The sequence below is a fragment of the Brevundimonas sp. P7753 genome (assembly GCF_013386595.1).
Classification (GTDB): Bacteria; Pseudomonadota; Alphaproteobacteria; order Caulobacterales; family Caulobacteraceae; genus Brevundimonas; species Brevundimonas bullata.
The window spans coordinates 1-24,938 of record NZ_JACARP010000105.1 but is presented as its reverse complement, the minus strand read 5'-3'; the positions used below and the strand labels follow the sequence as shown (position 1 = coordinate 24,938).

Annotated in this window: 27 protein-coding genes; 18 read left to right on the top strand and 9 right to left on the bottom strand. The window is 68.4% G+C overall.

All coding sequences use genetic code 11. The features are described from left to right. Nucleotides 1–9: 9 nt before the first annotated feature. From HX774_RS16810 to HX774_RS16785, 7 genes are all read left to right on the top strand, one after another. Nucleotides 10–684, top strand: coding sequence for a hypothetical protein (locus HX774_RS16810; RefSeq protein WP_178828628.1), 675 nt, complete (start codon nucleotides 10–12; stop codon nucleotides 682–684). Next, complete coding sequence (locus tag HX774_RS16805) at nucleotides 684–1,112, top strand: hypothetical protein (RefSeq protein ID WP_178828627.1); 429 nt, start codon at nucleotides 684–686, stop codon at nucleotides 1,110–1,112. Before HX774_RS16810 ends, HX774_RS16805 begins: the two co-directional genes overlap by 1 nt. A 90-nt stretch (nucleotides 1,113–1,202) precedes the next feature. Continuing rightward, nucleotides 1,203–1,706 carry a single-stranded DNA-binding protein gene (gene ssb, locus HX774_RS16800; RefSeq protein WP_178828626.1) on the top strand — a complete coding sequence of 168 codons (504 nt, stop codon included), beginning with the start codon at nucleotides 1,203–1,205 and terminating at the stop codon, nucleotides 1,704–1,706. 57 nt (nucleotides 1,707–1,763) lie between these two features. Then, nucleotides 1,764–2,174 (top strand): thiol-disulfide oxidoreductase DCC family protein, encoded by a 411-nt coding sequence (locus HX774_RS16795; RefSeq protein ID WP_370523732.1) that lies wholly within the window; start codon nucleotides 1,764–1,766, stop codon nucleotides 2,172–2,174. 4 nt (nucleotides 2,175–2,178) lie between these two features. Further along, nucleotides 2,179–3,270: an NAD(P)H-binding protein gene (locus HX774_RS16790; protein ID WP_218650486.1), complete on the top strand. Its 1,092-nt coding sequence runs from the start codon at nucleotides 2,179–2,181 to the stop codon at nucleotides 3,268–3,270. A 15-nt stretch (nucleotides 3,271–3,285) separates the two neighbouring features. After that, nucleotides 3,286–3,486, top strand: a complete 201-nt coding sequence (locus HX774_RS19805; RefSeq protein WP_370523733.1) for a DoxX-like family protein — start codon at nucleotides 3,286–3,288, stop codon at nucleotides 3,484–3,486. Next, nucleotides 3,486–3,953, top strand: coding sequence for a DUF2269 domain-containing protein (locus tag HX774_RS16785; protein WP_178828624.1), 468 nt, complete (start codon nucleotides 3,486–3,488; stop codon nucleotides 3,951–3,953). The genes HX774_RS19805 and HX774_RS16785 overlap by 1 nt, the downstream gene beginning before the upstream one ends. A gap of 9 nt (nucleotides 3,954–3,962) precedes the next feature. Here HX774_RS16785 and HX774_RS16780 read toward each other — a convergent pair whose 3' ends face one another. Then, nucleotides 3,963–4,553 carry a nucleoside 2-deoxyribosyltransferase domain-containing protein gene (locus HX774_RS16780; protein ID WP_218650484.1) on the bottom strand — a complete coding sequence of 197 codons (591 nt, stop codon included), beginning with the start codon at nucleotides 4,551–4,553 and terminating at the stop codon, nucleotides 3,963–3,965. Between the two features lie 130 nt (nucleotides 4,554–4,683). Between HX774_RS16780 and HX774_RS16775 the strand changes: the two genes are divergently transcribed. Then, nucleotides 4,684–5,586 carry a DMT family transporter gene (locus HX774_RS16775; RefSeq protein WP_178828623.1) on the top strand — a complete coding sequence of 301 codons (903 nt, stop codon included), beginning with the start codon at nucleotides 4,684–4,686 and terminating at the stop codon, nucleotides 5,584–5,586. 9 nt (nucleotides 5,587–5,595) lie between these two features. Here the strand turns inward: HX774_RS16775 and HX774_RS16770 are convergent, their stop codons facing one another. Further along, nucleotides 5,596–6,216, bottom strand: a complete 621-nt coding sequence (locus HX774_RS16770) for a superoxide dismutase family protein (RefSeq protein ID WP_178828622.1) — start codon at nucleotides 6,214–6,216, stop codon at nucleotides 5,596–5,598. Between the two features lie 123 nt (nucleotides 6,217–6,339). Here HX774_RS16770 and gyrA point away from each other — a divergent pair, with 123 nt between their 5' ends. From gyrA to HX774_RS16745, 5 genes are read left to right on the top strand one after another with little or no spacing between them, the layout of a single operon-like run. Beyond that, on the top strand, nucleotides 6,340–9,114 hold the full coding sequence (gyrA, locus tag HX774_RS16765) for a DNA gyrase subunit A (protein ID WP_178828621.1): 2,775 nt from the start codon (nucleotides 6,340–6,342) through the stop codon (nucleotides 9,112–9,114). Between the two features lie 28 nt (nucleotides 9,115–9,142). Continuing rightward, nucleotides 9,143–9,946, top strand: a complete 804-nt coding sequence (locus tag HX774_RS16760; protein WP_178828620.1) for an aminotransferase class IV family protein — start codon at nucleotides 9,143–9,145, stop codon at nucleotides 9,944–9,946. Nucleotides 9,947–9,998: 52 nt separating this feature from the next. After that, nucleotides 9,999–10,481: a pantetheine-phosphate adenylyltransferase gene (gene coaD, locus HX774_RS16755; RefSeq protein ID WP_114818455.1), complete on the top strand. Its 483-nt coding sequence runs from the start codon at nucleotides 9,999–10,001 to the stop codon at nucleotides 10,479–10,481. Nucleotides 10,482–10,495: 14 nt separating this feature from the next. Continuing rightward, nucleotides 10,496–11,335: a peptidylprolyl isomerase gene (locus tag HX774_RS16750; protein WP_178828619.1), complete on the top strand. Its 840-nt coding sequence runs from the start codon at nucleotides 10,496–10,498 to the stop codon at nucleotides 11,333–11,335. 25 nt (nucleotides 11,336–11,360) lie between these two features. After that, on the top strand, nucleotides 11,361–12,242 hold the full coding sequence (locus HX774_RS16745; protein WP_178828618.1) for a peptidylprolyl isomerase: 882 nt from the start codon (nucleotides 11,361–11,363) through the stop codon (nucleotides 12,240–12,242). On the opposite strand, the gene HX774_RS16740 is transcribed toward HX774_RS16745, so the two are convergent. Beyond that, the gene (locus HX774_RS16740) at nucleotides 12,215–13,342 is read right to left on the bottom strand and encodes a Ppx/GppA phosphatase family protein (RefSeq protein ID WP_178828617.1); all 1,128 of its coding nucleotides are present in this window, start codon (nucleotides 13,340–13,342) and stop codon (nucleotides 12,215–12,217) included. The two genes, HX774_RS16745 and HX774_RS16740, sit on opposite strands and share 28 nt — an antisense overlap. A gap of 146 nt (nucleotides 13,343–13,488) precedes the next feature. Between HX774_RS16740 and hspQ the strand changes: the two genes are divergently transcribed. Both hspQ and phhA read left to right on the top strand, forming a co-directional pair. Further along, nucleotides 13,489–13,803, top strand: coding sequence for a heat shock protein HspQ (gene hspQ / locus HX774_RS16735; RefSeq protein ID WP_114818436.1), 315 nt, complete (start codon nucleotides 13,489–13,491; stop codon nucleotides 13,801–13,803). A gap of 72 nt (nucleotides 13,804–13,875) precedes the next feature. Next, nucleotides 13,876–14,751 (top strand): phenylalanine 4-monooxygenase, encoded by an 876-nt coding sequence (phhA, locus tag HX774_RS16730; RefSeq protein ID WP_114818435.1) that lies wholly within the window; start codon nucleotides 13,876–13,878, stop codon nucleotides 14,749–14,751. A gap of 351 nt (nucleotides 14,752–15,102) precedes the next feature. Here phhA and astB read toward each other — a convergent pair whose 3' ends face one another. The 5 genes from astB to HX774_RS16705 are packed head-to-tail and all read right to left on the bottom strand — an operon-like array spanning nucleotide 15,103 to nucleotide 20,455. Next, nucleotides 15,103–16,437 (bottom strand): N-succinylarginine dihydrolase, encoded by a 1,335-nt coding sequence (astB, locus tag HX774_RS16725; RefSeq protein ID WP_178828639.1) that lies wholly within the window; start codon nucleotides 16,435–16,437, stop codon nucleotides 15,103–15,105. Further along, entirely contained in the window at nucleotides 16,434–16,763 is a 330-nt protein-coding gene (locus tag HX774_RS16720) for a hypothetical protein (protein ID WP_178828616.1), read from the bottom strand. Before HX774_RS16720 ends, astB begins: the two co-directional genes overlap by 4 nt. Next, nucleotides 16,760–18,178: a succinylglutamate-semialdehyde dehydrogenase gene (gene astD / locus HX774_RS16715; protein WP_178828615.1), complete on the bottom strand. Its 1,419-nt coding sequence runs from the start codon at nucleotides 18,176–18,178 to the stop codon at nucleotides 16,760–16,762. The genes HX774_RS16720 and astD overlap by 4 nt, the downstream gene beginning before the upstream one ends. Nucleotides 18,179–18,192: 14 nt before the next feature. Beyond that, nucleotides 18,193–19,200, bottom strand: a complete 1,008-nt coding sequence (locus tag HX774_RS16710; RefSeq protein ID WP_178828614.1) for an arginine N-succinyltransferase — start codon at nucleotides 19,198–19,200, stop codon at nucleotides 18,193–18,195. 4 nt (nucleotides 19,201–19,204) lie between these two features. Next, nucleotides 19,205–20,455, bottom strand: a complete 1,251-nt coding sequence (locus tag HX774_RS16705; protein ID WP_178828613.1) for a hydrolase — start codon at nucleotides 20,453–20,455, stop codon at nucleotides 19,205–19,207. A gap of 117 nt (nucleotides 20,456–20,572) precedes the next feature. Here HX774_RS16705 and HX774_RS16700 point away from each other — a divergent pair, with 117 nt between their 5' ends. Genes HX774_RS16700 through arsC form a run of 3 tightly spaced genes read left to right on the top strand, consistent with a single transcriptional unit; the run spans nucleotide 20,573 to nucleotide 21,948 of the window. Beyond that, a complete protein-coding gene (locus HX774_RS16700) occupies nucleotides 20,573–21,046 on the top strand; it encodes a hypothetical protein (protein WP_178828612.1) in 474 nt (157 codons plus the stop codon). 35 nt (nucleotides 21,047–21,081) lie between these two features. Further along, on the top strand, nucleotides 21,082–21,606 hold the full coding sequence (locus HX774_RS16695) for a hypothetical protein (RefSeq protein ID WP_218650482.1): 525 nt from the start codon (nucleotides 21,082–21,084) through the stop codon (nucleotides 21,604–21,606). Continuing rightward, complete coding sequence (gene arsC / locus HX774_RS16690; protein ID WP_178828610.1) at nucleotides 21,607–21,948, top strand: arsenate reductase (glutaredoxin); 342 nt, start codon at nucleotides 21,607–21,609, stop codon at nucleotides 21,946–21,948. Nucleotides 21,949–22,080: 132 nt separating this feature from the next. Here arsC and HX774_RS16685 read toward each other — a convergent pair. Continuing rightward, nucleotides 22,081–24,938: translocation/assembly module TamB domain-containing protein (locus tag HX774_RS16685; protein ID WP_178828609.1), on the bottom strand; the 2,858-nt coding region annotated here is incomplete at its 5' end.

Below are 24,938 nucleotides of genomic sequence, written 5' to 3'. Positions count from 1 at the left end.
GAGTCCCGCATGGCCCTTCCTAAAGACAATCGTACAGTCCTGATCATCGGGGGCGGCCTGGCCGTCGTCGCGGCCGTGGCGGCGGCTCTGGTGTTCAGCGGCGGACGGGACCGGCCGACCGAGGCGCCGCCCGCGTCGCAGGGCGGACTGACCATCGACCTGGCTGAGGCGCCGTCGCTGGAGCCCGCCCGCGAGCTTCGCTGCTTCGTCGACGGCCAGTTCGTCGGCCTGGCCACCCTGGCCGATTGCGCCCAGCGCAACGGCGTCGCCACCAGCGCCCTGGATGTCGGTCTGGACGCCACCGGCGCCCTGGCCGCCGCGCCGACCGCCGCCTTTGCGCCGCCGCCCGAGCTTCCTGCAGAGCCGACGGTCACGGTGGCGCCGGCTGACGAGGGCGCTTCGCCCGCCGAGTCGAACCGTCCCGCGCCGGCCGCGTCCGCTACGGCCTGTCTGCGCCACACCGGCTCGGAATGGCGCTCGATCGGCAACGGCATGAGCCTGGGGGCCTGTGTTCAGGCGCTGTACGCTGGAACCTGCGTCCGTCCGGGCGAGGCTCAGTATGGCCGCTGGGGCGACACCACCCTGCGTCTGGTGCCGCGTCGCGTGGAACAGTCGAACGACAACAACCGCTTCCGCACCCTGGCCCAGCAGGACCGCAACTGTCAGTTCCCGGAGCTGAGCTGATGAATCGCAAGATCGTTGCCGCCGCTGCGCTCGCCACGCTTGGCCTGACCGTCGCCGCCTGCGCTCAAAAGGGCGTGGAGGCCCCGACCGAGCCGGGCGTCTGCTATCACGTGGTCCTGGCCGAGGACGGCAAGTCCGCGCCCCAGGTCAACGTGGTCGCTCGCGACCAGCCGCAGATCGAGTTCTGCGCCGCGCGGCTTGAGGAAATGCGTCTGCGCTTCCTGCGTCTGGGGGGCACCAATCGCGACATGGTCGGCGCCTATCAAGGGCAGTTCATCTTCATCGACCGGGGCGGGGTCAAGTTCGGCAAGACGCTGACGGGTCAGCGCTTCTTCGCTCTGACGCGCACGGGGGATGGGCGCCTGGCCATTCCGGGCGCCATCCAGCGCGAGATCGACGGTCGCCCCGTCGCCGTCGCCCCCAACTAGAATTCCCGCCCGTTCGGGCGTGAACAAAACTGGAACATTCTGTCGATATCCGCTAGGGCTCGACGGCAAGAACATAAAAGGACATCGGTCATGGCCGGCAGCGTCAACAAGGTCATCCTCATCGGCAACCTGGGCAAGGACCCGGAAATCCGCACGCTGAACAGCGGCGACCGCGTCGCCAACCTGCGCATCGCGACCTCGGAACAATGGCGCGACAAGGCCACCGGCGAGCGCAAGGAAAAGACCGAGTGGCACCAGATCGTCATCTTCAACGAGAACATCGTGAAGGTGGCCGAAAACTACCTGAAGAAGGGCTCGACCGTTTACATCGAGGGCTCGCTGCAGACCCGGAAGTACACGGATGCCCAGGGCGTCGAGAAGTACTCGACCGAGATCGTGCTGCAACGCTTCAACGGTCAGCTGACCATGCTGGGCGGCCGTAACGACAGCCAGGGCGGCGGTCAGGGCGGCGGCTACGGCGGTGGCGGCGGCCGCAACGACGACGACTACTCCTCGGGCTTCTCGACCGGCGGCGCCAACAAGCCCTCGGGTCCCAAGGAAAGCTACGACCTGAACGACGACATTCCGTTCTAAGGCGATCGGAAAACCGAAGTGGGCCGGGGGGCTTACAGCTATCGCGATGACCCGGCCGTGCCGTCCTTTCCGGACGACCGGCCGCTGGTCCTGTTCGATGGCGACTGCGCCCTCTGTTCCCATTCCGCGCGGACCCTGCTGAAGCATGGTCCGCGTTTTCGTCTGGCGCCGACGCAGTCGGACCTGGGCCGGGCCTTGCTGGTCCACTATGGCCTGTCGCCCGACGATCCCTCCACCATGCTGGTGATCGAGGACGGACGCGCGATCAGCCGCTCGGACGGGGTGCTGCATTTGGCGGCGTCGCTGCCGTTTCCCTATCGCGCCGCCGTTGTGGCCCGGCTGATCCCGCGACCGATCAGGGACGCGGCCTATGGCCTGGTTGCGCGATACCGGCGGCGGTTTCCGGGCCGGGCCTGGTGCGCCCTGCCGCCATCGGCGGCGGATCTCAACGACCGAATTCTGGGATAGGCTGATGAGCGACGGGCGACGGGTTCTGGTTCTCGGGGCCAATGGTTTCATCGGCTCGCATCTGGCCGCGTCGTTGTCGCGCGAAGGCTGGCGGGTCCGCGCGGGCGCCCGGCGTCCCGCCGAGGCGGCGCGGCGGGCGCCGACGTTTGACTGGGTTTCCGCAGATTTCGCCAAGCTGACGACGGTCGAAGCCTGGGCGCCGCTGCTAGACGGCGTGGACGCCGTGATCAACTGCGTCGGCGTCTTGCAGGATGGGGCAGGGGACAGCACCCGTCTGGCCCATGTCGAGGGGCCGCGCGCCCTGATCGCCGCCTGCGAGCGCGCCGGGGTTCGGCGTCTGGTCCATATCTCCGCCGTTGGGGCCGACGAGGCGGCGGGCACGGCCTATGCCCGCACCAAGGCCGAGACCGAGCGTCTGGTCGAGGCCAGCGCTCTGGACTGGCTGATCCTGCGACCGTCGCTGGTGGTGGATCGCGCGGCCTTCGGCGGCACGGGCCTGATCCGGGCCTTGGCGGCCTTTCCTCTGTTCAGCCCGGTCGTCGGCGGCGAGCAGGTGTTCCGTCCCGTCGCCCTGAGCGATCTCGGCGCCGCTGTCGTCGCGGCGCTGAAGCCAGGCGCGCCGATCCGCGAGACCTTCGACATGCCCGGCCCCGAGGCCGTGACCATGGCCGAGACGGTGCGCCTCTATCGCGGCTGGCTGGGCCTGTCGCCCGCGCCGGTGTTCCGGGTCCCGAGGGCCTTGGCGGCGCCGGCTCTGGCGGTCGGCGACCTGCTGGGCCGTCTGGGCTGGTCTTCGCCGATCCGCACCACGGCCATGCGCCAGATGGATCATGACGTGTCCGGTCAGGACAGCGGCTGGGCCGAGCGCCTGGGCGTTCAGGCGCGCGGCTTCTCGCGCTTTCTGGCTGAGACCCCGGCCTCGGTTCAGGACGTCTGGCACGCCCGGCTGTGGTTCGTACGGCCCGTCTCCATCCTGACCCTGGGCCTGTTCTGGCTGATCACCGGGCTGATCAGCTTTGGGCCGGGCTGGAACGGGGCCCTGGCCATTTTGCACGAAGGCGGCTTCGGGCGCTGGGCGGGGCCGATCGCCTGGTAGGGGGCGTTGCTGGACGTGGTGCTGGGGCTGGCCCTGTTCGTGAGACCGTGGACGGCGCGGGTGGCGATCTTCATGTGCCTGTCGACCGTCGGCTATCTGATCGCCGGAACGCTCAGCCTGCCGCACTACTGGATCGATCCGCTGGGGCCGTGGCTCAAGGTCCTGCCGATGATGGCGCTGTGCCTGTTCGTGGCTGCGACGGACGCGCGGCGCTGATGACCTATCTGATCCTCAAGGTGATCCACATCCTGTCAGGCGCGGTCCTGTTCGGGACCGGGGCGGGCATCGCCTTCTTCATGCTGAGGGCGCACGCCACGAAAGACCCGCGCACCGTCGCCTCGGTTGGGCGGATCGTGGTCCTGGCCGACTTCGTCTTCACCGCCAGCGCCGTGGTGGTCCAGCCGATCAGCGGTCTGGCCCTGATCCACCTGCAGGGCTACGGCCTGACCGAGCCGTGGCTGATGGCGGCCTATGCCCTCTATGTCCTGATCGGCGTCTGCTGGCTGCCGGTGGTGTGGTTCCAGTGGCGCATGGTCAAGCTGGCCGAGGGGGCGGTGGCGGCGGGCGCGCCCCTGCCGCCTCTCTATCACCGTCTGTTCCGGGCCTGGTTCATCCTCGGATGGCCGGCCTTTGCGGGCGTGATCGGCATCTACGCCCTGATGGTGGCCAAGCCGGTCTTCTAGGCCGGTCTTCTAGCGGGCGAAGCGGCCCTTGGACGCGGCGTCGCTGAGGGCGTCGCGGACGGCGGCGGTCAGTTCGGGCAGGGATTGCACCTGTTTGACGCCGTAGGCCTGTGCCGTGATGTCGACATTGCCTTTGCGCCAGAAGCCCTCGGGCGCGAGCACGATCAGCTTTCCGCCGCGCGCGTGCAGGCCCATTTCCAGCAGACTGATGGGGCTTTGCGTGCCGGGGGCGAAATACATGACGATGACGTCGGCGGATTCCAGCGCCGCCAGTTCCCACTCAACCTGACGGCGGAACTCGGGCTCGTCGGCCTCGGGACGCCAGTTGGGGTTCCAGTCGGGACGGCGCGGGTTGAGGATGACCACGTCCATGTCGGCCAGGGCCGCCGTCATCGCCGCCTGCCAGTCCGGCGCGCCACCCATGTCGATGCTGCCGCCCAGGAAGACGCGCGGCCGGCTATCGTCGATGGGCAGGGGCTGGGGCGAGACCACGTTGCTGGGACCCTGGGCGCCATGCGCGAGCGCGGGCGCGGGCGCGGCGCCCAGAGAGGCGGCCAGGGTGGCGGCTGTCATCATCAGGGCGGCCAGCGTGCGGTTCATGTCTGCCTCGGTTTCGCTAAGGGGCGGGGCATAGCATTTCGTCCGCCAAAGAGCAGGGCGCGGGCGTTGGAAAAGAGCCGTCATCGAACGTGACGGGCCTTTCGCGCCGGGCTGTGGCATCAGGTCGCGGGTGTCCAGCCAACGTCATTCCCCGCTCAGTCTGCTCGAGATCGGCGCCATCATCGCGGTGATGCTGATCTGGGGCGTCAACAACGCCGCCGCCAAGATCGCCACCGAGGTCATGCCGCCCCTGATGGTGGGGGCGCTGCGGTTCGCCATCACCGCCGCCTGTCTGGTCTGGTTCGTGCGGCCGCCGTTTCCGAACTGGAAGAGTCTGCTGATCATCGCCGTCGTGGGCGGGCCGATCCACTATGGCCTGATCTATCTGGCCTTCTGGCTGGCCCATGACGTCAGCCCGGTGACGGTTTCGACCCAGCTGTGGATACCGCTGACCTCGCTGTTCGCCTTCCTGCTGCTGGGTGAGCGGATCAGCCGGATGGCCGTGGTCGGCCTGGTCATCGCCTTTGTCGGGGTGGCCTGGATGACGCTGGACCCGCACGCCTTGCAGGACTGGAAGGCGATTGCGGTGGGGGCGGCGGGCGCCTCGGCCTGGGCGCTGACGACGGTGATCGCGCGGCGCACCACCTCGATCCCGCCGCTGAAGATGCAGGGGCTTTTGGCCCTGATGGCCTTCCCGGCGCTGACGCTCGGATCGGCCTTGTTCGAGACGGGACAGTGGGAGGCGGCTCAGGTGGCGCCGCCTCTGGTCTGGGGCACGCTGGTCTGGGCGGGTCTGATTTCGTCGGTGTTCGCGACCAGCCTGGTCTTCTGGCTGGTGCAGCGGCGCGAGGCGGGGCGGGTGACGCCCTATCTGCTGGGCTCGCCCATCGTCTCCATCCTGATCGGCTGGCTGTGGATGGGCGACGTGCTGACGCCGCAGATCCTGACCGGGGTCGCGATTGCTCTGGTCGGCGTGGTGACGGTGGCCCTGGGGGAGCGCGGCTTGCGCGCCGGCGCTCCCGCCAAGGTTTGATCGTCTAGCTTACCGGGCGCTGAGGACGGCGCAGGCCACGCGGTCGCCCGCGCCGCCGATGGGCTGGCTGTTGTGGTCGTCCGGGTTGGCGTGGATCACCAAGGCCGAGCCGTCCGTGTCCCACAGCCACTGGCCGGGGCCGTCCTGGCTGATGCGGGCCTGGGTGGTGAAGAACTCAGCCTTCGCCGAGCCGTCGGCGGCGGCGTAGAGGTTGGGCAGGTCGCCGTCGTCGGGTCCCTGCGCATTCAGCAGGCCGTGCGGGGTCTTGGGATCGGTATGGTTGATGTGGGCGCCGGCCGAGGTGAAGGGCGCGGCGCACTGGCCCGTGGCGTGGATGTGGATGCCGTGCCAGCCGGGCGTCAGGCCCGTGGCCTCGACCTTGATCAGCAGGCCCGTGGCGCCCTGCATCAGGGTCGCCTTGCCGATCTCCGCGCCCTGGCCGTTGATGATCGCGGCCTGACCCATCTGGCCTGGCGTGGCGCGCGGCGTCATGGCGGAATGATCCATGGCGGTGGCTTGACCATGACCGGCGTGGCCCATCGCGGCGTGATCGGTGCTCTGGGCCGAGGCGCTGGCGGCGATCAGCGAGACGGCTGCGACGGCGGTGAGGGCATAGGGGTTCAGACGCATGGTTTTCCTGTCCTTTTGGGCATGGGGATATCAGCGGCGTTTCTTTGCCACGACGGCCCCCGGATGCTAGAAACCGGAACAGCGGATCACGTTCCGATTCCGGCCATTTAAAGCCTGATTTCCTTGACCGACGACAGCTACGACAACGCCGCACCTTCGGCGCCCGGCGACATCTCCATCATCACGATCGAGGACGAGCTGAAACGCTCCTACCTCGACTACGCCATGAGCGTCATCGTCAGCCGCGCCCTGCCGGACGCGCGCGACGGCCTGAAGCCTGTTCACCGCCGCATCCTCTATTCGATGCACGATCTGAACATGACGCCCGAGCGGTCGTATTCGAAGTGCGCGCGCGTCGTCGGTGACGTGCTGGGTCGCTTCCACCCGCACGGCGACGCCTCGGTCTACATGGCCCTGGTGCGGATGGCGCAGCCCTTCTCGATGGGACTGATGCTGGTCGACGGCCAAGGCAACTTCGGCTCGGTCGACGGCGATATGCCGGCCTCCATGCGTTACACTGAGGCCCGGATGGCCCCGGCGGCGGTGGCCCTGCTGACCGATATCGAAAAAGACACGGTCGATTTCCAGCCGAACTACGACGAGAAGGAGCTGGAGCCCGTCGTCCTGCCGGCGCGGATTCCGAACCTGCTGGTCAACGGCGCGGGCGGCATCGCCGTGGGCATGGCGACCAATATCCCGCCGCACAACCTGGGTGAGATCGTCGACGCGGCCGTGGCGCTGCTGGACAACCCCGACATGGGCGACGAAGCCCTGCTGGACATCGTGCCCGGTCCCGACTTCCCCACGGGCGGCGAGATCATGGGCCGCACCGCGCCGCGCAATGCGCTGCGCGACGGACGCGGCTCGGTCATCGTGCGCGGGCGCGCCACGGTCGAGGAGATCCGCAAGGATCGCGACGCCATCGTCATCACCGAACTGCCGTTCCAGGTGAACAAGCAGACTCTGATCGAACGCATCGCCGAAATGGTGCGCGAGAAGCGTCTGGAAGGCATTTCCGACGTTCGCGACGAGTCCGACCGTCAGGGCATGCGCATCGTCATCGAGCTGAAGCGCGACGCTTCGGGCGACGTCATCCTGAACCAGCTCTATCGCTATACGGCGCTGCAAAGCTCGTTCGGCGTCAACATGCTGGCGCTGAACCACGGCCGTCCCGAGCAGATGGGCCTGCGCAAGATGCTGGAGCTCTTCCTCGAGTTCCGCGAGGAAGTGGTCATCCGCCGGGTCAAGTTCGAACTGGCCAAGGCGCGTGACCGCGGCCACGTCCTGGTCGGTCTGGCCGTGGCTGTCGCCAACATCGACGAGGTCATCCACATCATCCGCTCCTCGGCCGATCCGGCGGAGGCGCGCGAGCGGCTGCAAGCCAAGGCCTGGCCCGTCGGCGACATGATCGCCCTGGTCGAACTGATCGCCGATCCGCGCTCGGTGCTGATCGACGGCGACAAGCTGAACCTTACCGACGAACAGGCCCGCGCCATCCTGGCCCTGACCCTGTCGCGTCTGACCGGCCTGGGCCGTGACGACATCTTCGGCGAGGCGCGCGGCCTGGCCGACACCATCCAGGGCCACCTGACCATCCTGTCGGATCGCGCCCACGTCCTGGCCATCATCCGCGACGACCTGCTGGTGGTGAAGGGGCAGTTCGCCGTGCCGCGCCGCACCCTGATCGGCGAAGGCGACGCCGAGATGGAGGACGAGGACCTGATCCCGCGTGAGGACATGGTCGTCACCGTCACCCTGGGCGGCTACGTCAAGCGCGTGGCCCTGAACGCCTATCGGACCCAGCATCGCGGCGGCAAGGGCAAGTCGGGCATGACGATGAAGGACGAGGACGCCATCACCGGCGTCTTCTCGGCCTCGACCCACACCCCGGTCCTGTTCTTCGCCACCAACGGCAAGGCCTATAAGCTGAAGACCTGGCGCCTGCCGCTGGGCAACCCGCAGTCGCGGGGCAAGGCCTTCGTCAACCTGCTGCCCATCGAGCCGGGCGACAGCATCATGAACGTGCTGCCGCTGCCGGAAAACGAGTCGGAGTGGGACAACTACGACATCATGTTCGCCACCAGGTCCGGCGACGTGCGGCGTAACAAGCTCAGCGACTTCGCCACGGTGAACCGCGCGGGCAAGATCGCCATGAAGCTGGAAGACGGCGACCACATGGTCGGCGTCTCCATCTGCAACGCCGACGACGACATCCTGCTGACGACGCGGCTGGGCCGGGCGATCCGGTTCAAGGCCGACGACGTGCGCGTGTTCAAGGGCCGGGATTCGACCGGCGTGCGCGGCATCCGTCTGCAAGGCGACGACGAGGTCATCTCCATGGCCGTCCTGGGCCGCGTGGATGCTTCGCCGGAAGAACGCGCCGCCTACGTCAAGCACGCCAACGCCATGCGCAAGGCTCTGGCTGGCGCGGATGCGGACGAAGAGGTCGCTGTGGTTGAGGCGGACGACGAGGATGTGGCCGACGCCGCCCTGTCGGTCGAACGCATCGCCGAACTGGGCGCGGCCGAGCAGTTCATTCTGACGGTTACGGAAACCGGCTTCGGCAAACGCTCCTCGGCCTATGAGTATCGCCGCACGGGTCGTGGCGGGCAGGGACTGACGGCCCATGGCCTGGGCGGTCGCGCCGGCACGCGTCTGGCCGCGGCCTTCCCGGTCGAGGAGAGCGACGACCTGATGCTGGTCACTGACGGCGGCCAGATGATTCGCACTCCGGTCGGCCAGGTCCGCATCGTCAGCCGCTCCAGCCAGGGCGTCACCATCTTCCGCACCGGCAAGGACGAGAAGGTTGTCTCCGTCGAGCGTCTGCCCGATTCGGGCGGCGACGATGACGCCGACGGCGTGGACGAAACCCCGATGGAAGAGGGCGGCGAGGGCTGATCGCCCCGCTGCTGGCATGACGGCGGGCATGGCTGACGTTCTGATGCAGATCGACGGTCAGCCCGCCAGCGCCGCCGACCTCGGCCATTTCGCCTTGTCCAACTATGGCGCCTTCACCTCGATGCAGGTGGAGGACGGCGGGGTGCGGGGGCTTGACCTGCATCTGGCGCGGCTGGACGACGAGGCCGTCGAACTGTTCGGCGTCCCCGTGCCCGAGGCGACCTTGCGCGAGCGGATGCGACAGGCGCTGGACGGGCGCTCTGGCCGGTTCAGCCTGCGGGTCAACCTGTTCTCGGACGCCGTCAGCCTGCGGGCGCCGGAGGCGGTGGTCGAGCCGCGCGTTCTGACCACGCTGTCGCCGCTTGCATCGCCGCTGACCACGCCGCTGAGGCTTCAGAGCCAAGCCTATGCCCGAGAAGTCGCGCATCTGAAGCACGCCGCCACCTTCGGCCTGACCCGCGCGCGGCGTCAGGCGGTTCTGGCCGGGTTCGACGACGCCCTGTTTGTCGACGCCGAGGGGCGGATTTCCGAAGGGTCCATCTGGAACATCGGCTTCGTCCAGGGCGAGGCGGTGATCTGGCCCGAAGCTCCGATGCTGGCGGGGACGGGGCAGGCCTTGCTGCAACGCGGGATGGCGGACCTCGGTCTAGACAGCGAAACCCGCCCAGTGCGCCTGTCCGATCTGGCGGCCTTCGACGCCGCCTTTATCTGCAACAGCGCCACGCCCGCCTGCGCCGTGGCCGCTATCGACGGCCATCCGTTCGGCCCGGCGGAGCCCCTGATTTCGCGTCTGATCGACGCCTGGCGATCAAACCCGTGTCAGGCGATCTAGGCCGTTGATTTCGCACCTGCTAAACGGGTCGAAACGCGGGGAGGCCAAGACCATGCGCATCGGACTGTATCCGGGGACTTTCGACCCGGTCACGAACGGCCACATGGATATCATCGGGCGGGCGATCAAACTGGTCGACCGGCTGGTGATCGGCGTGGCCCAGAACGACGACAAGGGCCCGCTGTTCTCGACCGCCGAGCGGGTCGAGATGCTGAAGGCCGAGGTGGCGCGCTTCGACGCCGATATCGAAGTACGGCCGTTCAGCAGCCTGCTGATGCATTTCGCCGAGGAAGTGGACGCCAACGTCATCGTGCGCGGCCTGCGTGCGGTCGCGGACTTTGAATACGAGTTCCAGATGACGGCGATGAACCAGCGCCTCAACAGCGACATAGAGACCGTGTTCCTGATGGCCGATCCGCGCCATCAGGCCATCGCCTCGCGGCTGGTGAAGGAGATCGCCCGTCTGGACGGTGCGATCGAGAGCTTCGTCAGCCCGGCGGTCGCCGCCCAGGTGCGCGCCAAGGTGCTGCGCTAGATTTCAGGATAGACATGAACTTCAAGACGCTTCTGGCCGCCGCAGCGGTCTCGATGATCGCGGGCGGCGCAGTCGCTCAAACGGCGGAATGGCGCACGGTTTCGCCGGAAAACCTTTGGGTGATCGACACCGCCAAGGGCCGTGTCCTGGTCGAGCTGGAGCCGCGCGCCGCGCCGGCCCACATCGAACGAATCCGCACCCTGACTAATCAGGGCTTTTATGACGGGCTGAAGTTCCACCGCGTCATTCCGAACTTCATGGCCCAGACCGGCGATCCCAAGGGGACGGGCGAGGGCGGCAGCGAACTGCCGGACCTGAAGGGCGAGTTCAGCTTCCGTCGCGGGCGCGACAGCGGCTTTGTCGCCGTCGAGAATAGCGGCCCCGGCGTGCGCGGGATCATGGGCAGCCTGCCCATCACCACCCAGCCCGACGCCCAGATGTTCGTCACCGCCGACTTCAAGGTGGGGGCCAGCGGCCTGTTCTGCCCCGGCGTGGCCGGCATGGCCCGCGCGGGTTCGCCCGACAGCGCCAATAGCCAGTTCTTCCTGATGACGGGCCAGAACGACAATCTGAACGGCGGCTACACGACCTTTGGCCGGGTGGTGCAGGGATTGGACGTGGTCAAGGCGCTGAAGGCCGGCGACGACGCCGAGGACGGCAAGGTCGCTGACCCCGATGTCATGACCAAGGTGCAACTGGCCTCGGCCTTGCCGGAAGGCCAGCGCCCGACCGTGCGGGTGGCGACGCCGGGCTCGCCCGCCTTCAACGCCGCTGTCGAGGCCGCCCGCACCGCGCGCGGCGCACAGTTCGGCATCTGCGACGTGCAGCCTGTGGTCGAGGTCACGGGCGGCTGATTATCGACCTTGGGAGGGGACAAGGATGCGCGTTTCAACGGGTTTGGCGGCGGCGTCCGTCCTGATTCTGGCCGGCTCGGCCTGGGCGCAGGAGGCGGCGCCGACACCGGCGGCTCCCGCCATGGTCGAAAGCGCGTGGCGCACGGTTGCGCCTGAGAACCTGCTGGTGATCGACACCAGCAAGGGCCGCATTCTGGTCGAGCTGGCTCCCGAACTGGCGCCGGGCCATGTCGAGCGCATCCGGCTTCTGGCGGGGCGCGGCTTCTATGACGGTCAGGTCTGGCACCGGGTGATCGATCAGTTCATGGCCCAGACCGGAGATCCCCTCGGCACGGGCGAGGGGCAGAGCCCCTATCCTGACCTGAAGGCCGAGTTCACCTTCCGCCGCGACGGCCAGACGCCCTTCACGGCGGTGGCCGCGCCCGCCGGGGCCGTGCTGGGCTTCCTGCATTCCCTGCCGGTCCAGACCCAGCCGGACGCCTATATGGCCACGACGGCGGACAAGAAGGTGCACGCCTGGGGTCTCTATTGCCCCGGCGTCGCCGGCATGGCGCGCGACGAGGCGCCGGACAGCGCCAACAGCCAGTTCTTCCTGATGCGCCAGCCCTATCCGTCGCTGGACAAGCGCTACACCATATGGGGGCGGGTGGTGTCGGGCCTCGACGTGGTGCGGTCGCTGAAGGCCAGCCCCAACCCGGATGGCATCGTCACCGGCCCCGATCAGATGACGCGTGTGCGTGTGGCGTCGGACCTGCCGCAGGCTGAACGGCCCTCGGTGCAGGTGCTGGACACGGCCTCAGCCCAGTTCAGGACCCTGGCCGAGGCGGCGCGTCAGGCCAAGGGGGCGGACTTCTCGGTCTGCGACATCGACCTGCCGGTTCAGGTCGCCGGAGCGCCCGCCGCCTGATTGCCCGCCTGGCCGTTTGAACGGCCCCGGCGACGGCGTCGGCGGGGCTTCTGGCGGTCATCGCGCATTTTTTGCAGCAGCAGGCCTTCACGCAGGCCGCGGTCGGCGACGCGCACGCGTTCGCAGGGCCAGGCGCGCTGGACGGCCTCCAGCATCGCCGCCCCCGCAAGAACCAGATCGGCGCGATCCGGCCCGATGCAGCTTTCCGCCGCCCGGCCCGCCGGACCCAGCCGCTTGAGCCGCAGAGCCGCCGCCTCGCAGTCGCCGCGCGTCATCCACAGGCCGTCGACCAGATCACGCTGATAGCGGCGCAGACCCAGATGAATGCCCGCCAGGCTGGTGATGGCCCCCGAGGTGCCGACCATATGCACCCGTCCGCTCTCGAACAGGGGGCGCACCGAGGCGTCGCTCGGCCCGCCGGCGGCCAGGTGTTCGCCCACGTCGGCGACCATGGCCTCGAACCAGGCTTCGGTGTCGCCGGCCGGTTCTGGGTGACGTTCGGCCAGGGTGACGACGCCCAGGGGCGCCGACATCCAGCCCTTGTTCTCGAAGCCGCGCGCGGCGCGGGTCATCCAGGACAGTTCGGTCGAGCCGCCGCCCACGTCGATGACCAGAACCGCATCGGCCCTGGGGTCGAACAGGTTGAGACAACCGGCGACCGACAGGCTGGCCTCCTCGGCCGGGTCGATGATCTTGAGCTTCAGGCCGGTGCCCCGACGGACCCGGTCGATGAAGGCCTGGCCGTTGTCGGCGGCGCGGCAGGCCTGGGTGGCGACGGCGGTCAGGCGGCTGGCGTCCAGACCCTTGCGGGCCACGCGTTCGGCGCACAGGGCCAGGGCGTCATAGGCGCGATCCATGGCGCGGTCGTCGAGCCGTCCGGTGTGCGACAGGCCTTCGCCCAGCCGGACGATGCGGCTGAAGCTGTCGACCACCCGGAACCCGTCGCGCGACGGGCGCGCGATCAGCAGGCGGCAATTATTGGTCCCCAGGTCGAGCGCGCCATAGAGGGGCGCATCGCGACCGGAAGCCCCTGAATCGCGGGACTTCGTGGGCAGGGACCGCGCGTCGCGCCGTACAGGCGCGCCAGGGGTCTCCGGCATGGGCCGAGCTTTCATGTGGGCGGTCCGAAGCGGCGCCCGTCCTGATCAAGTTAAACCGGGGTATGCGGCGAAGCCAAGACATTCTGTCGCGGAGATGAACGGCCCGGATGCATCCGCTTCAGCCTGCCGGACGTATTGATTGCACCATGACCCAGGTTCACACAGCCCGGTTCGGCCTCGGACAGATCGTCCGCCATCGCGATCACGCCTTCCACGGCCTGGTCATGGATGTGGACGCATCCTACGCAGGCCCGGCCGCAGAGACGGGCGTGGTCGCCAGCGATCAGCCCTTCTATCGCATCCTCATCGCCGACGCCGAAGGCGGGGTGATCGCCTATGCCGCAGAGGAGGCGCTGGTGGCCACGCCGGAGATCGAACCCTTGACGATCGAGGCCGAGCGGGAGTGGTTCACGATTGATGCACGGGGACGCCACGCGCCACGGTCGCAAACCTTGCAATAGACGTGCGTGACGACGGCCCGAGGGCGCGCTAATCTGCCTGTAACGGCCGTCAGAGCCGAGAGGAGCGTTCCAATGTCCGATTTCGAACACGTCTTTGAAGCCCCGCCCGAAGGCGCCGCCGCCGACTGGACCATCCCTCAGAACTGGGACGCCTATACCGACGTCGAACACGAGACCTGGAACACCCTCTATGCCCGGCAGATGAAGATCCTGCCGGGCCGCGCCTGCGACGCCTATATGCGCGGGCTGGAGGCTCTGGATCTGAACACAGGCGGCATCCCCGACTTCGAGGTGATGAACCCCAAACTCCAAGCCCTGACCGGCTGGACCGTGGTCTGCGTGCCGGGACTGGTGCCCGAGGACGTCTTCTTCGACCACCTGGCCCATCGCCGCTTTGTCTCGGGACAGTTTATCCGCAAACCGGATCAGTTGGACTACCTGCAGGAACCCGACATCTTCCACGACGTCTTCGGCCATGTGCCGATGCTGACCGACCCAGACTTCGCCGCCTATATGGAGGCCTATGGCAAGGGCGGGCAGAGGGCGGCGTCGCTGGGGATGCTGGACAAGCTGGCGCGGCTGTATTGGTACACGGTCGAGTTCGGCCTGATGAAGGAGGCCGACGGCCTTCGCATCTATGGGGCCGGCATCGTGTCGTCGGCGACCGAGAGCGTGTTCAGCCTGGAGGACGCCTCGCCCAACCGTCTGGGTTTTGATCTGGAGCGGGTGATGAAGACCCTCTATCGGATCGACGACTTCCAGCAGGTCTACTTCGTCATCGACAGCATCGAGGAACTGAAGGCGGTGACGCTGCAGGACTTCGGACCCCTGTACGAGCGACTGAAGGGGGCCGAGGACCTGCCCATCGACACCATCCTGCCGAGCGACAAGGTGTTCACCCGCGGGACGCAGGCCTATGCGGCCAAGGGCGGGCGGTTCGCGGCCTGACGGCTGGGGCGCAAAAACAGAGTCCAATTCGTCTGAATCGTCTGAAATCCTCTCCGTGGCGCTGACCGGGAGGGGATTATGACGCGTGGTGAAGAACCGGCGCCGAAAAGCGTGCCGGACGTGCTCAAACCCCATGTTTTCCTGGTATTGCGGCGTCGAGTTATGACGGCTTCGCGATCCTCCCCTGCGAAGCGGGGGAGGGGGACCATGCGCAGCATGGTGGAGGGGGCAAGGCCCGACGCGGCGTTTTTTGTCAGGCGTGGTTGAAGCGTTTGCTGACGGCGAGCTTGTGGCCGCCCCCTCCACCGCTACGCGGTCCCCCTCCCCCGTGAACGGGGGAGGAGAGTTCCGTCATCGCTGGAACGGGTAGAAGTCCGCGCCCAGCGCCAGAATCCCCGTCAACTCGTCCAAGGCACCGCGCGTCTCGTCCATCAGGTCGGGGGCGGCCAGGTCCTGAGCGGTTAGCGTCTCGCGATACCAGCGGGTCGCCCAGACCGAGAGGCGGGCGTGAAGGTCATCCGTCATCCGCATGGCGGGATTGGTCGCGGCCAGTTCATCGTCGGTCAGGACGACGCGCAGGCGCAGGCAGGCGGGGCCGCCGCCGTTGCGCATCGACTGGCGCACATCGACATATTCGACGCGGCCGATGGGGCCGTTGGAGGCGGCCAGCCGTTCGGCGACCGCATGGCTGCGGGCGTTGTCGCGGGTCTCGGTCGGGCAGATCAGGGTCAGGCGGTCCTCGCCCGGAATCTGGATCAGCATGGAGTTGAACAGATAGCTGCTGATGGCGTCGGCCAGGGGCAGGTCGGCGGCGGAGACCTCGACGAACTGCGGCTCGAACAGGCCGTCGGCGGCGCGGCGGATGGCGGCCTTGGTCGCGTCCGTGTCCTCGAAGGCCAGTTCGTGGAAGAAGAGGGTGTCGAGGGCCCCGACGCAGACCACGTCGTTGTGGAAGGTGCCGCCGTCGATGGCCGCGCGCGACTGCTGGGCCAGAACCGGGCGGCCGGCTTCGTGGCGGCGCACGATGGCTTCGGAGGCCTCGCGCGTCTGGCGGGCGGGGAAGCGGCCCTCCCAGGGCTCGAAGGCCTCGCGGCCCCAGACCAGCAGATTGACGCCGCGACCGCCGTGCTCGGCGCACAGGCGGACGTGGTTGGCGGCGCCCTCGTCGGCCAGATGGGCGACGGCGGGCAGGGCGTCATGGACGGCGAACCGGGTCGCGTCGGGGAAGAGGGCGTTCAGCGCGCGCTTGGTCTGCTTGTGCTCCAGCGAGCGGTGCAGGTTGGTGTGCAGGTTGGCCGGGGTGAAGTGGACCCGACCGTCGGCGGCGTCGGCGCTGGGCGTCACGGTCGCGGCGTTGGCGGCCCACATGGGCGAGGCCGAGCAGGCGGCGGCGGCGAAGGCCGGGGCGTCGCGCCAGGCCTTGGCGAGTACGGTCTTGTCGGAGCCCGAGAAGCCGAGCGAACGCAGGAAGGGGATGTTCGGCCGCTCATGCGGGGGCAGGACGAACTGGGGCAGGCCCAGGTCGGCCAGCCGTTTCATCTTGTCGAGGCCCTGAAGCACGGCCGCGCGCGGGTTCGACGCCTCGCCCTTGTTCAGGCTGGAGGCGAGGTTGCCCGGCGACAGGCCCGCATAGGAGTGGGTCGGTCCGATCAGGCCGTCGGCGTTAGCTTCGATGGCTGAGATCACCAATGGAATTCTCCGCTACGAACAGGGGCGCTGTCGAGGTCATCTCTCACCACAAGGCCCGCCACAACGCTGGCGATGCTCAAGCCCAACAACATGGACAGCGCCAGAGTTCGTCTGGTTCTGATGAGATCCCATGCCCACACAAAAAAGTTGCACAGGTGAATGGCCAGCCAGCCGAAGAAAAGCCCGCCTGCACTGCCCTGTCCGAGAATCAGAAGAACGACTGCGGCGACCAAAAAGGCAATGAGGCCTCCCAACCAAATCCTGAATGCCAGCCAGACCTGGCTTCTGGCCGCTGATGGAGATATCGGCGCCCGCGAGATCACCCTCGCAGCCCCTTGATCTCGCTTTCGATGTTCTTGACCGCGCCGGCTTCGAAGCTGGCGACGGGGTAGGCGCAGTAGTCGGCGGCGTAGTAGGCGCTGGGGCGGTGGTTGCCGGAGGCGCCGAGGCCGCCGAAGGGCATGTCGCCCGCCGCGCCGGTGGTCGGGCGGTTGAAGTTCACCACGCCCGCGCGGATGCGGTTGATGAAGCGGTCCCAGTGCTTGGCGTCATCGCTGACCAGACCGGCGGAAAGGCCGTATTTGGTGGCGTTGGCGGCCTGGATCGCGGCGTCGAAGGTTGGAACGCGGATGACCTGGAGGAAGGGAGCGAACATTTCCTCATCTTCGACCGCGACGCCGGTCACGTCGATGATGGCGGGACGGACGAAGGCGCCCGGCAGGTTGTCGACCGGGCCCGAGGCGCGGATGACCTTGGCGCCCGCGTTGATGCGTTGCTGCAAGGCGGCGAGGGCGTTGCTGGCCGCCTTCTCCGAGATCAGGGGGCCGGCGTAGGGCTCGGGATTGCTGTCCCAGGGCGCGAAGTTCAGGCGGTCGGACATGGCGGCCACGGCCTCGACGATGGCGTCGCCCGCCGCGCCTTCCGGCAGGATCAGGCGGCGGGCGCAGGAGCAGCGCTGGCCGGTGGTGACGAAGGCGGACTGGACCACGAGGCCGGCCACGGCCTCGGCGTCGGCCGCGTCCCAGACGACCAGCGGGTTGTTGCCGCCCAGTTCCAGCGCCAGGATGACGTGGGGATCGTCGGCGAACTTGCGCCGGAAATGCGCGCCCGCCGCGCCCGAGCCGGTGAACATCAGGGCGTCGATCGGCTGGTCCAGCAGGGCTGCGCCGGTGTCGCGTCCGCCTTGCACCATGTTGAACGCGCCCTGGGGCAGGTCGGCGGCGTCCAGGCATTCGGCCATCAGCTGGCCGGTCAGGGGCGTTTCCTCGGACGGCTTGAACACGACCGTGTCGCCCGCCAGCAGGGCCGGGACGATGTGGCCGTTGGGCAGGTGGCCGGGGAAGTTGAACGGGCCGAGCACCGCCGAGACGCCGTGCGGGCGATGGCGCAGGACAGCGCGACCGAAGGCGGTGTCGCTGCTGCGCTCGCCGGTGCGCTCGTCATAGGCGCGGATCGAGATGTCGACCTTGCCCGCCATCGAGGCCAGTTCGGTCTTGGTCTCCCACAGGGCCTTGCCGGTTTCGCGGCTGATGGCCTCGGCCATTTCGGGCGCGCGCTCTTTCAGGATGGCTTGATAGCGTTTGACCGCGTCGATGCGGTCCTGACGCGGGCGGCCGGCCCAGTCGGGGAAGGCGGCGCGGGCGGCCTCGACGGCGGCGCCGACCTGTTCCGTGGTGGCGGCTTCGCCTTCCCAGACGGTTTCGCCGGTGGCGGGGTTGGTGGAGGTGAAACGGGTCATGGCGGCTACTCGGTTCAGGATTTCACGCGGACGACAGCGCCGTCCTTGATCTTGAGGGCGGCGGCGACGTCGGGGGTCATGCGGGCCAGGTCGCCGTCGACCAGGACGCGGGCGCGGACGGCGCGGAAGGCCGAGACGCTGTCGGTCGAGACCAGGCTGGGCAGTTCGACCTCGACCGAGTTCTCGATGCGGGCGGTCAGGACGCGGGCGTCGCGGACGGTGCGGATGTTGTCGCGGCCGCAGGCTACGGTCGGACCGGCGTCGAAGATGTCGACCAGACCGTTGGGACGGAAGCCCTCGGATTCCAGCAGGGCCATGGCCGGCACGCCCTGGGGGTGGACCTTGCCGATCACGGCGCGGGCCGGTTCGGGCAGCAGGTCGATGTAGATGGGGTGGCGCGGGGCCAGGTCGAGAATGAACTGCTTGTCGGTCGAGCCGGTCATGCGGTCGGCGTCGTCGAAGTCCATTGGGAAGAACTTGTGCGCCACATGGTCCCAGAAGGGGCAGTAGCCGTCGGGCGTGAAGACGCCGCGCAGTTCGGCCAGGACGTTGTCGGCGAACAGCTCGGGCTGGGCGCCGATCAGCATGTAGCGCGACTGGCTGAGCAGACGCCCGGCGCCGCCCTTGCGACGGTCGGCCTTGAGGAAGAGGGAACCGACCTCGGTCCAGCCGGTGCATTCATTGACCAGCACCAGGGTCTGATGGTTCAGCTTCACGCCCAGCGACGGGGACTGGACCGTGTTGTTGACCACGCGGAAGCTGAAGAAGGGTCGCTTCAGCCCCACGGTCGCCTTGACCGAGCCGATGCCGTCGATGTCGCCCGTGTCGCCGTCTTCCAGCATCAGGGTGTACCAGGCCTCTTCCGGCGCGATCCTGCCCTCGAAGCTGGCCTGGCTGAGTTCCAGACGTTCGCTGAGGACGTCGGCGTCCTCGGGCAGGCTGGTGAAGCCGGGGCCGGACAGGATGGCCAGTTCAAGCAGGTGGTGGAGGTCGGCAGGGCCGGCGGGGCGAACAACGAGCATGCGGTTACATGGTCTCCAGTCGGAGCTGTTTCAGTTTCAGGGCGTCAATCTCGCCAGAGGCGATCTTGCACAGGATCAGGGCCGACAGTTGCGCCCGTTCGACGAAGCTGGCGGGCCAGGCGAACTCCTGATCCGAATGGATATCGCCGCCGACGACGCCCAGGGTGTCGACATTGGGCAGGCCCGCGGCGTGCAGGTTGTTGCCTTCGCAGACGCCGCCTGACGGCGTCCAAGCGATGGTCTGGCCCAGCAGTTCGCCCGCGTCACGGACGGCGTGGAACAGGGCGGTCTGGCTGGCGTCCATCGGCTTGGGCGCGCGGGTCATGCCGCCGTGCAGGTCCAGGGTCAGGCCGGGGAAGGGGGGCTCGGCGGCGATGGCGCGCACCGCGGCCTTGATCCAATCGGAGGCCGCCTGATCCGGCACGCGGACGTTGAAGCGGACGACGGCGTTGTCGGCCACGACATTCAGCGCGCCGCCGCCCGCGATCTTGGCCACATTGACCGTGACGCCCTCGCGCTGGCCGTTCAGGCCGTGCAGGCGGGCGGCGATGATGGCCGCGCCGGCGACCGCATTGGCGCCCTCGTGGAAGGCGCGGCCCGCGTGGGCGGCCTTGCCGGTGACGATCAGGTGGAAGTTCCCGCTGCCCTTGCGCTCGCCAGCCAGGGTGCCGTCGGACAGGGCGGGTTCATAGGTCAGGCCGACGTGGCCGCGCGCGCCCAGTTGGGCCAGCAGGGGGGCCGAGGCGGGCGAACCGATCTCTTCGTCGGGGCTGAGCAGCACGGTCCATCCGACGCGGGCCTTGTCCGGGTGGGTTTCAAACGCTTCCAGCGCGGCCAGCATGACGCTGATCCCGCCCTTCATGTCGGCGACGCCGGGTCCGTTCAGGGCGCCGTCGGCGCGCGTGACGACCGTCTGGAAGGCGCTGTCGGCGGGGAAGACGGTGTCGTAGTGGCCGGTCAGGACGACCTGGATCGGCGCCTCGGGCCGGGCGGTGAGGGTCAGGCAGTCGGCGTAGGATTCAGGGATCACGGCGCCGCTGTCGGCCACGGTGGTCGAGCCTTCAGTCGGCACGCGCACGACGGCGGCGGGCAGGCGGCGCGCCTCGGCCTCCAGAACGTCCAGCATCCGCGCCAGACCGGCGGCGTTGCGGCTGCCGGAGTTGATATGGGCCCAGTCGATGGTCCGCGCGACGATCAGGTCGCCCTGGGCCGCGACGTGGTCGAGAACGGCCTGGTCGTGAGGTTCGATCCGCATAACGGCGACACTAGACGGGGGGCGGGCAAAGGTGAAGGCGGGGCGGTTTCTCGCTCGCGGCCTTGGGAAAGCGGGCGCGCGCGGGATAGGTTTACCGCCGCAGTCGAGGAGTCGCGCATGAACCGTCGTTTCAGCTTTCCCAATCCGTTCGGTCCCGTCGATTCGGGAGCGACAGCGGCGGCGATGGCGCGCCTCAGCGCCGTGGCCTTCTGGGTATGGGCGGGGGCGGGTCTGATGCAGGCAGGACTGGTCTGGTACGCCTCGGACGCCGCCTATGCCGAGTTTCGCGGGGCGACGACGGGGTTCGCCGTCTTCTTCGCCCTGATCGCGGCGGGTCTGGGCTGGGCGCAGTGGCGTCGGCCCAACCGCATCCTGCCGGTCTTCGGTCTGGCCTGGGCGCTCTATGAGTTGAGTTCCACGGGCGTCAGCCTGCTTGTGGGCGCGCCGCTGGGCGTGGCGGGCGTGCCGGCCTGGGGCGGGATCATCGCGGCGACGGCCATGCTGGCGTGCGCCGTCCTGCATGTCGGCGGGCTGCGCGGCGCGGCGGCGATGGCGCGACTTGCCACGGCGCCGCTTGCCTCTAAGAGGTAGGGCCTAACAGCCGGGGGGCGATGATGAACCAGAATGTGAAACTGTGGCTGCGTGCGGCCAATCCCTTCACGCCGCCGCGCGGCATGGCCGAGGCGCAAAGGGCGGCGCGGGTCGCGGTGGTGGCGCTGGCTGTTGGCATCGTTCAGTTGTTCATTGGTTTGTTGTACATGCCGAAGACTGAAGCCCTGGCCCAGATGATGACGGCACAGCAAAAAGGGCAGGTCATGACGGCGCAGCAAGTCGCCATTCAGGACGGCATCGTGGGGATGATGCCTATGTTCACCCTGGTCGCCACGCTGGCCTTTTCGGTCGTCTATGTCGTTTTGGCGGTGGTGCAGTGGCGGCGCATGACCTGGGTGATCCCGACAATCATGCTTGCCTTTATGGCCTATGGGTTTCTGGGCGGGATCGGAGCGCTGGTGGAGATAGGCTCTTTGATCGAGTTCGAGTTCGCCTTTTCCAGCGCGCTTATGTGGCTCGCAAACCTCGCGACCATCGCCCTGTATGTGGCCGCCTTCCGGGGCGGCCGCATGCTCGATCAGTTGAAACGGAGCGTCTGAATGACCGTCACCCTCTTCCACAACCCGAAATGCTCGACCTCGCGCAAGGCGTTGGAGTTGCTTCAGGAGATGGGCGTTCAGCCGACCGTGGTTGAATACCTGAAGACCGGCTGGGACGCGGCGACGCTGGATCGGCTGGCCGAGCAGACGGGCGTCGGTCTGGCGGGGATGCTGCGCAAGCGCGAGGCCAAGACGGGCGAACTGCTGGAGAGCGGCGCGTCCGATGACGTGATCCGCGCGGCCATGATCGCCGAGCCGGTGCTGGTCGAGCGGCCTATCGTCCAGACGCCCAAGGGCGCGCGGATCGGGCGGCCGGTCGAGAGCATTCTGGAAATCCTCTAACACTCATTTCCGTCTTCCCGGCCGCAGGCTCGCGTTAGCGAGACGGAGAGCCGGGAGCGCCCAGGATGCTGGCGGATGCATATCTTGCGGTCCCGGATAGCGGCTACGCCGCTTCCGGGATGACACTGGACCCTAGCGACTGCGGTTGCGGCGGCGATCGAGAGGCGCGCCGCCGCCGGGGCGGTCGCTTTCGCGGCGCCAGCGGACCGAGATGCTGGCGTCGCCTTCGCCGCCGAACTTGGAGCTGACGGCCAGGTTGCGGCGCACCTGCCATTCGACGTTGACCGCCGCCCCGCCTTCGCCGCCCCCAATGATCTCCAGATAGACGTCGTCGGTGATGTAGCGCCCCCCGGCGACCGTCAGGCTCGACGCCTCGCCGCCGAAGGACAGGCGGTCCAGGCCGGCCAGTTCGCGCAGGTTGCCGATGACGTCGAAGCCGCCGCCGCCGGCCAGGGAGGCCACGGCCGAGGCCAGTTGGGCCGCTTCGAACCCTGACAGTTGCGAGGCCGAACGTCCGAACAGGACCTGCGACAGGATTTCGTCCTGGGGCAGGGAGGGGGTCGAGGTCAGCTCAATCTTGGGCTGGGCCGCCGTGCCTGTGACCTTGATGGTCGCCGTCAGGGCCGGGTCCTCGCGCACCGCCGCCAGGTTCAGGCGGATGCGCGCCGGATCGGTCGACAGGATGACCGAGCCGCTGTCGTCGAAGACGAAGCGCTTGCCCGCGAACTCATAGTCGCCGCGCACGACATTGGCCGTGCCGGTCAGCACCGGGCGGGTGATGGTGCCGCGCACGCGAGCATTGGCGGTCAGTTCGACGTTCAGGCCGCGCCCGCGCACATGGATTTCGCGTCCGGTCAGATTGAGATTCAGGCCGATCTGCGGGCCGCGTCCCTTGGTCTCGACCTCGACCGGATCGCCGCCGGGGCGATTGATCTCGACCACGTCCATCTTCACCACGCCGTTGGAGCCCGGCAGGTTGGGCGAGATGTTGGCCTCGTCGATGTTGAGGTCGCCGCTTAGCTGGATGTTGCCGTCCGCGCCGCGCACGGCGGTCAGCACGCCGTTGGCGCGCGCCTCGGCGATGTCGTTGTCGATGACGCGGAAGCGGGTCAGCTCCAGCCGCAGGGTCGAACCCGAGCCCTGACGCAGGCCCAGCTGGCCGTTGCCGGCCACGGTGCCCTTGAGGCCATCTGCGGCTTCAAACCGTTCGATCACGGCCTGGCTGTCGTCGAAACGGCTGGCCAGGCTGACGCCTTCGAGGCGCAGGCCGGTGATGCTGTCGCGGAAGGTGCCTTGCGTCAGGTCCAGCCGACCGTTCAGCCGGGGGTCGTTCAGCGAACCCGCCAGGGTGGCGCGACCGGCGACCTGGCCGGACAGGGACTGCGCCCCGCCCAGGAACAGGTCCCAGATAGGCTGAATCTGGCCGTTCAGCGCGATCTGCCCGGACATGGGACGGGTGCGCTCGATAGCCAGGCGAAGCGGCGCCGCCGAGGCTTCAACCGGCAGGCTGACCTCCGCCGAGGCCTGGACCGCCGTGCCGTCGTTGGCCTGGGCCTTGAGGCGCAGGACGTTGTCGGTCAGCTCGGCGTTCAGCGTGCCGTCCACGGCCAAGCCGCGCGGGGCGTCGATGCTGCGCAACTGCTTCAGGTCGACGTTGGCCGAGCCGTTCAGGGTGTCGCCCGAGCCTTGCAGGGAGATGCGGCCCGTGATCTGGCCGCGCAGGTCGGGGACGAGGGAGCCCATTTCGACATTGGCCAGATCGGCCTGGATGACGCTGCCGGACTTGTCCTGACGTAGTTCGCCGGCCATGACGCCGCCGCCGACGCCCAGGTCGAGCCGAACCACGCGACCGTCGCCGTTCAGGGCGATGATGGCGGGGGCGCGGGTGGTGAAGGCGACCTCGCGCACGCGGCCGCCGCCGCGCAGGGTGACAGTCTGGGCCGGACCTTCGCGCGAATACTCGCCCGTGCCGTTGAACTGGACCGGCGTGGCGCCGCCGACATCGGCGGACAGGGTGAAGGGCAGGCGCTCCAGCGTGCCTTGCCCCTTGAGCGACAGGCTGCGGACCACCCAGGTCGAGCCGGGAAGGCGGACGTTGCGGCCGGTGACGTCGAGGACGGCGCTCTGATCGCCGCCGCCGTCGGTCAGGCGCACCCGGCCATTGGCCTCGCCCGAAGCCAGGAAGGCACCCTGCCGCGCGGTGAAGGTCATATCCGCGCTGGAGGGATAGTTGTTGGACAGGGCGATGGCGCCCTGGGCGGTCACGCCGCCGGCGTTGACGTCCACCTCGGTCAGGCGAAGCTGTTTGCCGCCGAGGAAGAAGTTGCCCGAGGCGCGGGCCGGGCCGTAGTTGGAACCGGAGTTGAGCACGATGCGCCCGTCCGAGGCGTCGGCGCCCTTGCGGAAGCTGAGGATCAGGTCGGCGTTGGTTAGGATCAGACCGCTGGCCGAGACCTTGTCAAAGGCGGCGCGCAGGTCGGCGCGCGGCTGGGCGAGGGTGCCGGTCAGGGCGCCGTCGCCGCTCATGGCGCCGTCGATGGCCACGGGGCCGACGCCGAACGGGCCGCGGGCGTTCCAGTCGAGGGCCAGACGCATCTTGCCGCCCTCGATCAGACCCTTGGTGCCCATGCGACCGGCGGCGCCGGTCAGTTCGCCCCGGTTGATGGCCAGGATGCCCTTGTTGTAGGAGCCGGCCATGGCCAGACGCGGAGTCTGGCCCAGCAGCCGATCCAGTTCGTCCATGCCTAGGCTCAGACGCGAACCGCGTCCGTCGAAGCTGATGGTCCAGGGTCCGCTGCGCGTCTTGCCGGCCTGGATCGGGCCCTTGAACGAACCCTTGGCGCCGGGGCGGATGCGCGAGACGTCGGTGATGTCCGCATTGCCCCGGAAATTCAGGCCGCCAGTGATGCTGCGGCCGCCCGAGCCGGTCAGGATCAGACCCTGGCCTCGGGCGTCGATCTTCTTCAGCAGATAGGCGCCGTCGACGGCGC

Excerpts from the sequence above, each read along its gene's own strand:
- HX774_RS16790 (WP_218650486.1), top strand. The coding sequence starts at position 2,179 with ATGAGCGACGGGCGACGGGTTCTGGTTCTCGGGGCCAATGGTTTCATC.
- arsC (WP_178828610.1), top strand. The coding sequence starts at position 21,607 with ATGACCGTCACCCTCTTCCACAACCCGAAATGCTCGACCTCGCGCAAG.
- HX774_RS16750 (WP_178828619.1), top strand. The coding sequence starts at position 10,496 with ATGAACTTCAAGACGCTTCTGGCCGCCGCAGCGGTCTCGATGATCGCG.
- phhA (WP_114818435.1), top strand. The coding sequence starts at position 13,876 with ATGTCCGATTTCGAACACGTCTTTGAAGCCCCGCCCGAAGGCGCCGCC.
- coaD (WP_114818455.1), top strand. The coding sequence starts at position 9,999 with ATGCGCATCGGACTGTATCCGGGGACTTTCGACCCGGTCACGAACGGC.
- HX774_RS16760 (WP_178828620.1), top strand. The coding sequence starts at position 9,143 with ATGGCTGACGTTCTGATGCAGATCGACGGTCAGCCCGCCAGCGCCGCC.
- HX774_RS16745 (WP_178828618.1), top strand. The coding sequence starts at position 11,361 with ATGCGCGTTTCAACGGGTTTGGCGGCGGCGTCCGTCCTGATTCTGGCC.
- HX774_RS16710 (WP_178828614.1), bottom strand. The coding sequence starts at position 19,200 with ATGCTCGTTGTTCGCCCCGCCGGCCCTGCCGACCTCCACCACCTGCTT.
- HX774_RS16705 (WP_178828613.1), bottom strand. The coding sequence starts at position 20,455 with ATGCGGATCGAACCTCACGACCAGGCCGTTCTCGACCACGTCGCGGCC.
- HX774_RS16740 (WP_178828617.1), bottom strand. The coding sequence starts at position 13,342 with ATGCCGGAGACCCCTGGCGCGCCTGTACGGCGCGACGCGCGGTCCCTG.
- HX774_RS16810 (WP_178828628.1), top strand. The coding sequence starts at position 10 with ATGGCCCTTCCTAAAGACAATCGTACAGTCCTGATCATCGGGGGCGGC.
- HX774_RS16805 (WP_178828627.1), top strand. The coding sequence starts at position 684 with ATGAATCGCAAGATCGTTGCCGCCGCTGCGCTCGCCACGCTTGGCCTG.
- HX774_RS16700 (WP_178828612.1), top strand. The coding sequence starts at position 20,573 with ATGAACCGTCGTTTCAGCTTTCCCAATCCGTTCGGTCCCGTCGATTCG.
- HX774_RS16780 (WP_218650484.1), bottom strand. The coding sequence starts at position 4,553 with ATGAACCGCACGCTGGCCGCCCTGATGATGACAGCCGCCACCCTGGCC.
- ssb (WP_178828626.1), top strand. The coding sequence starts at position 1,203 with ATGGCCGGCAGCGTCAACAAGGTCATCCTCATCGGCAACCTGGGCAAG.
- HX774_RS16770 (WP_178828622.1), bottom strand. The coding sequence starts at position 6,216 with ATGCGTCTGAACCCCTATGCCCTCACCGCCGTCGCAGCCGTCTCGCTG.
- hspQ (WP_114818436.1), top strand. The coding sequence starts at position 13,489 with ATGACCCAGGTTCACACAGCCCGGTTCGGCCTCGGACAGATCGTCCGC.
- HX774_RS16785 (WP_178828624.1), top strand. The coding sequence starts at position 3,486 with ATGACCTATCTGATCCTCAAGGTGATCCACATCCTGTCAGGCGCGGTC.
- astD (WP_178828615.1), bottom strand. The coding sequence starts at position 18,178 with ATGACCCGTTTCACCTCCACCAACCCCGCCACCGGCGAAACCGTCTGG.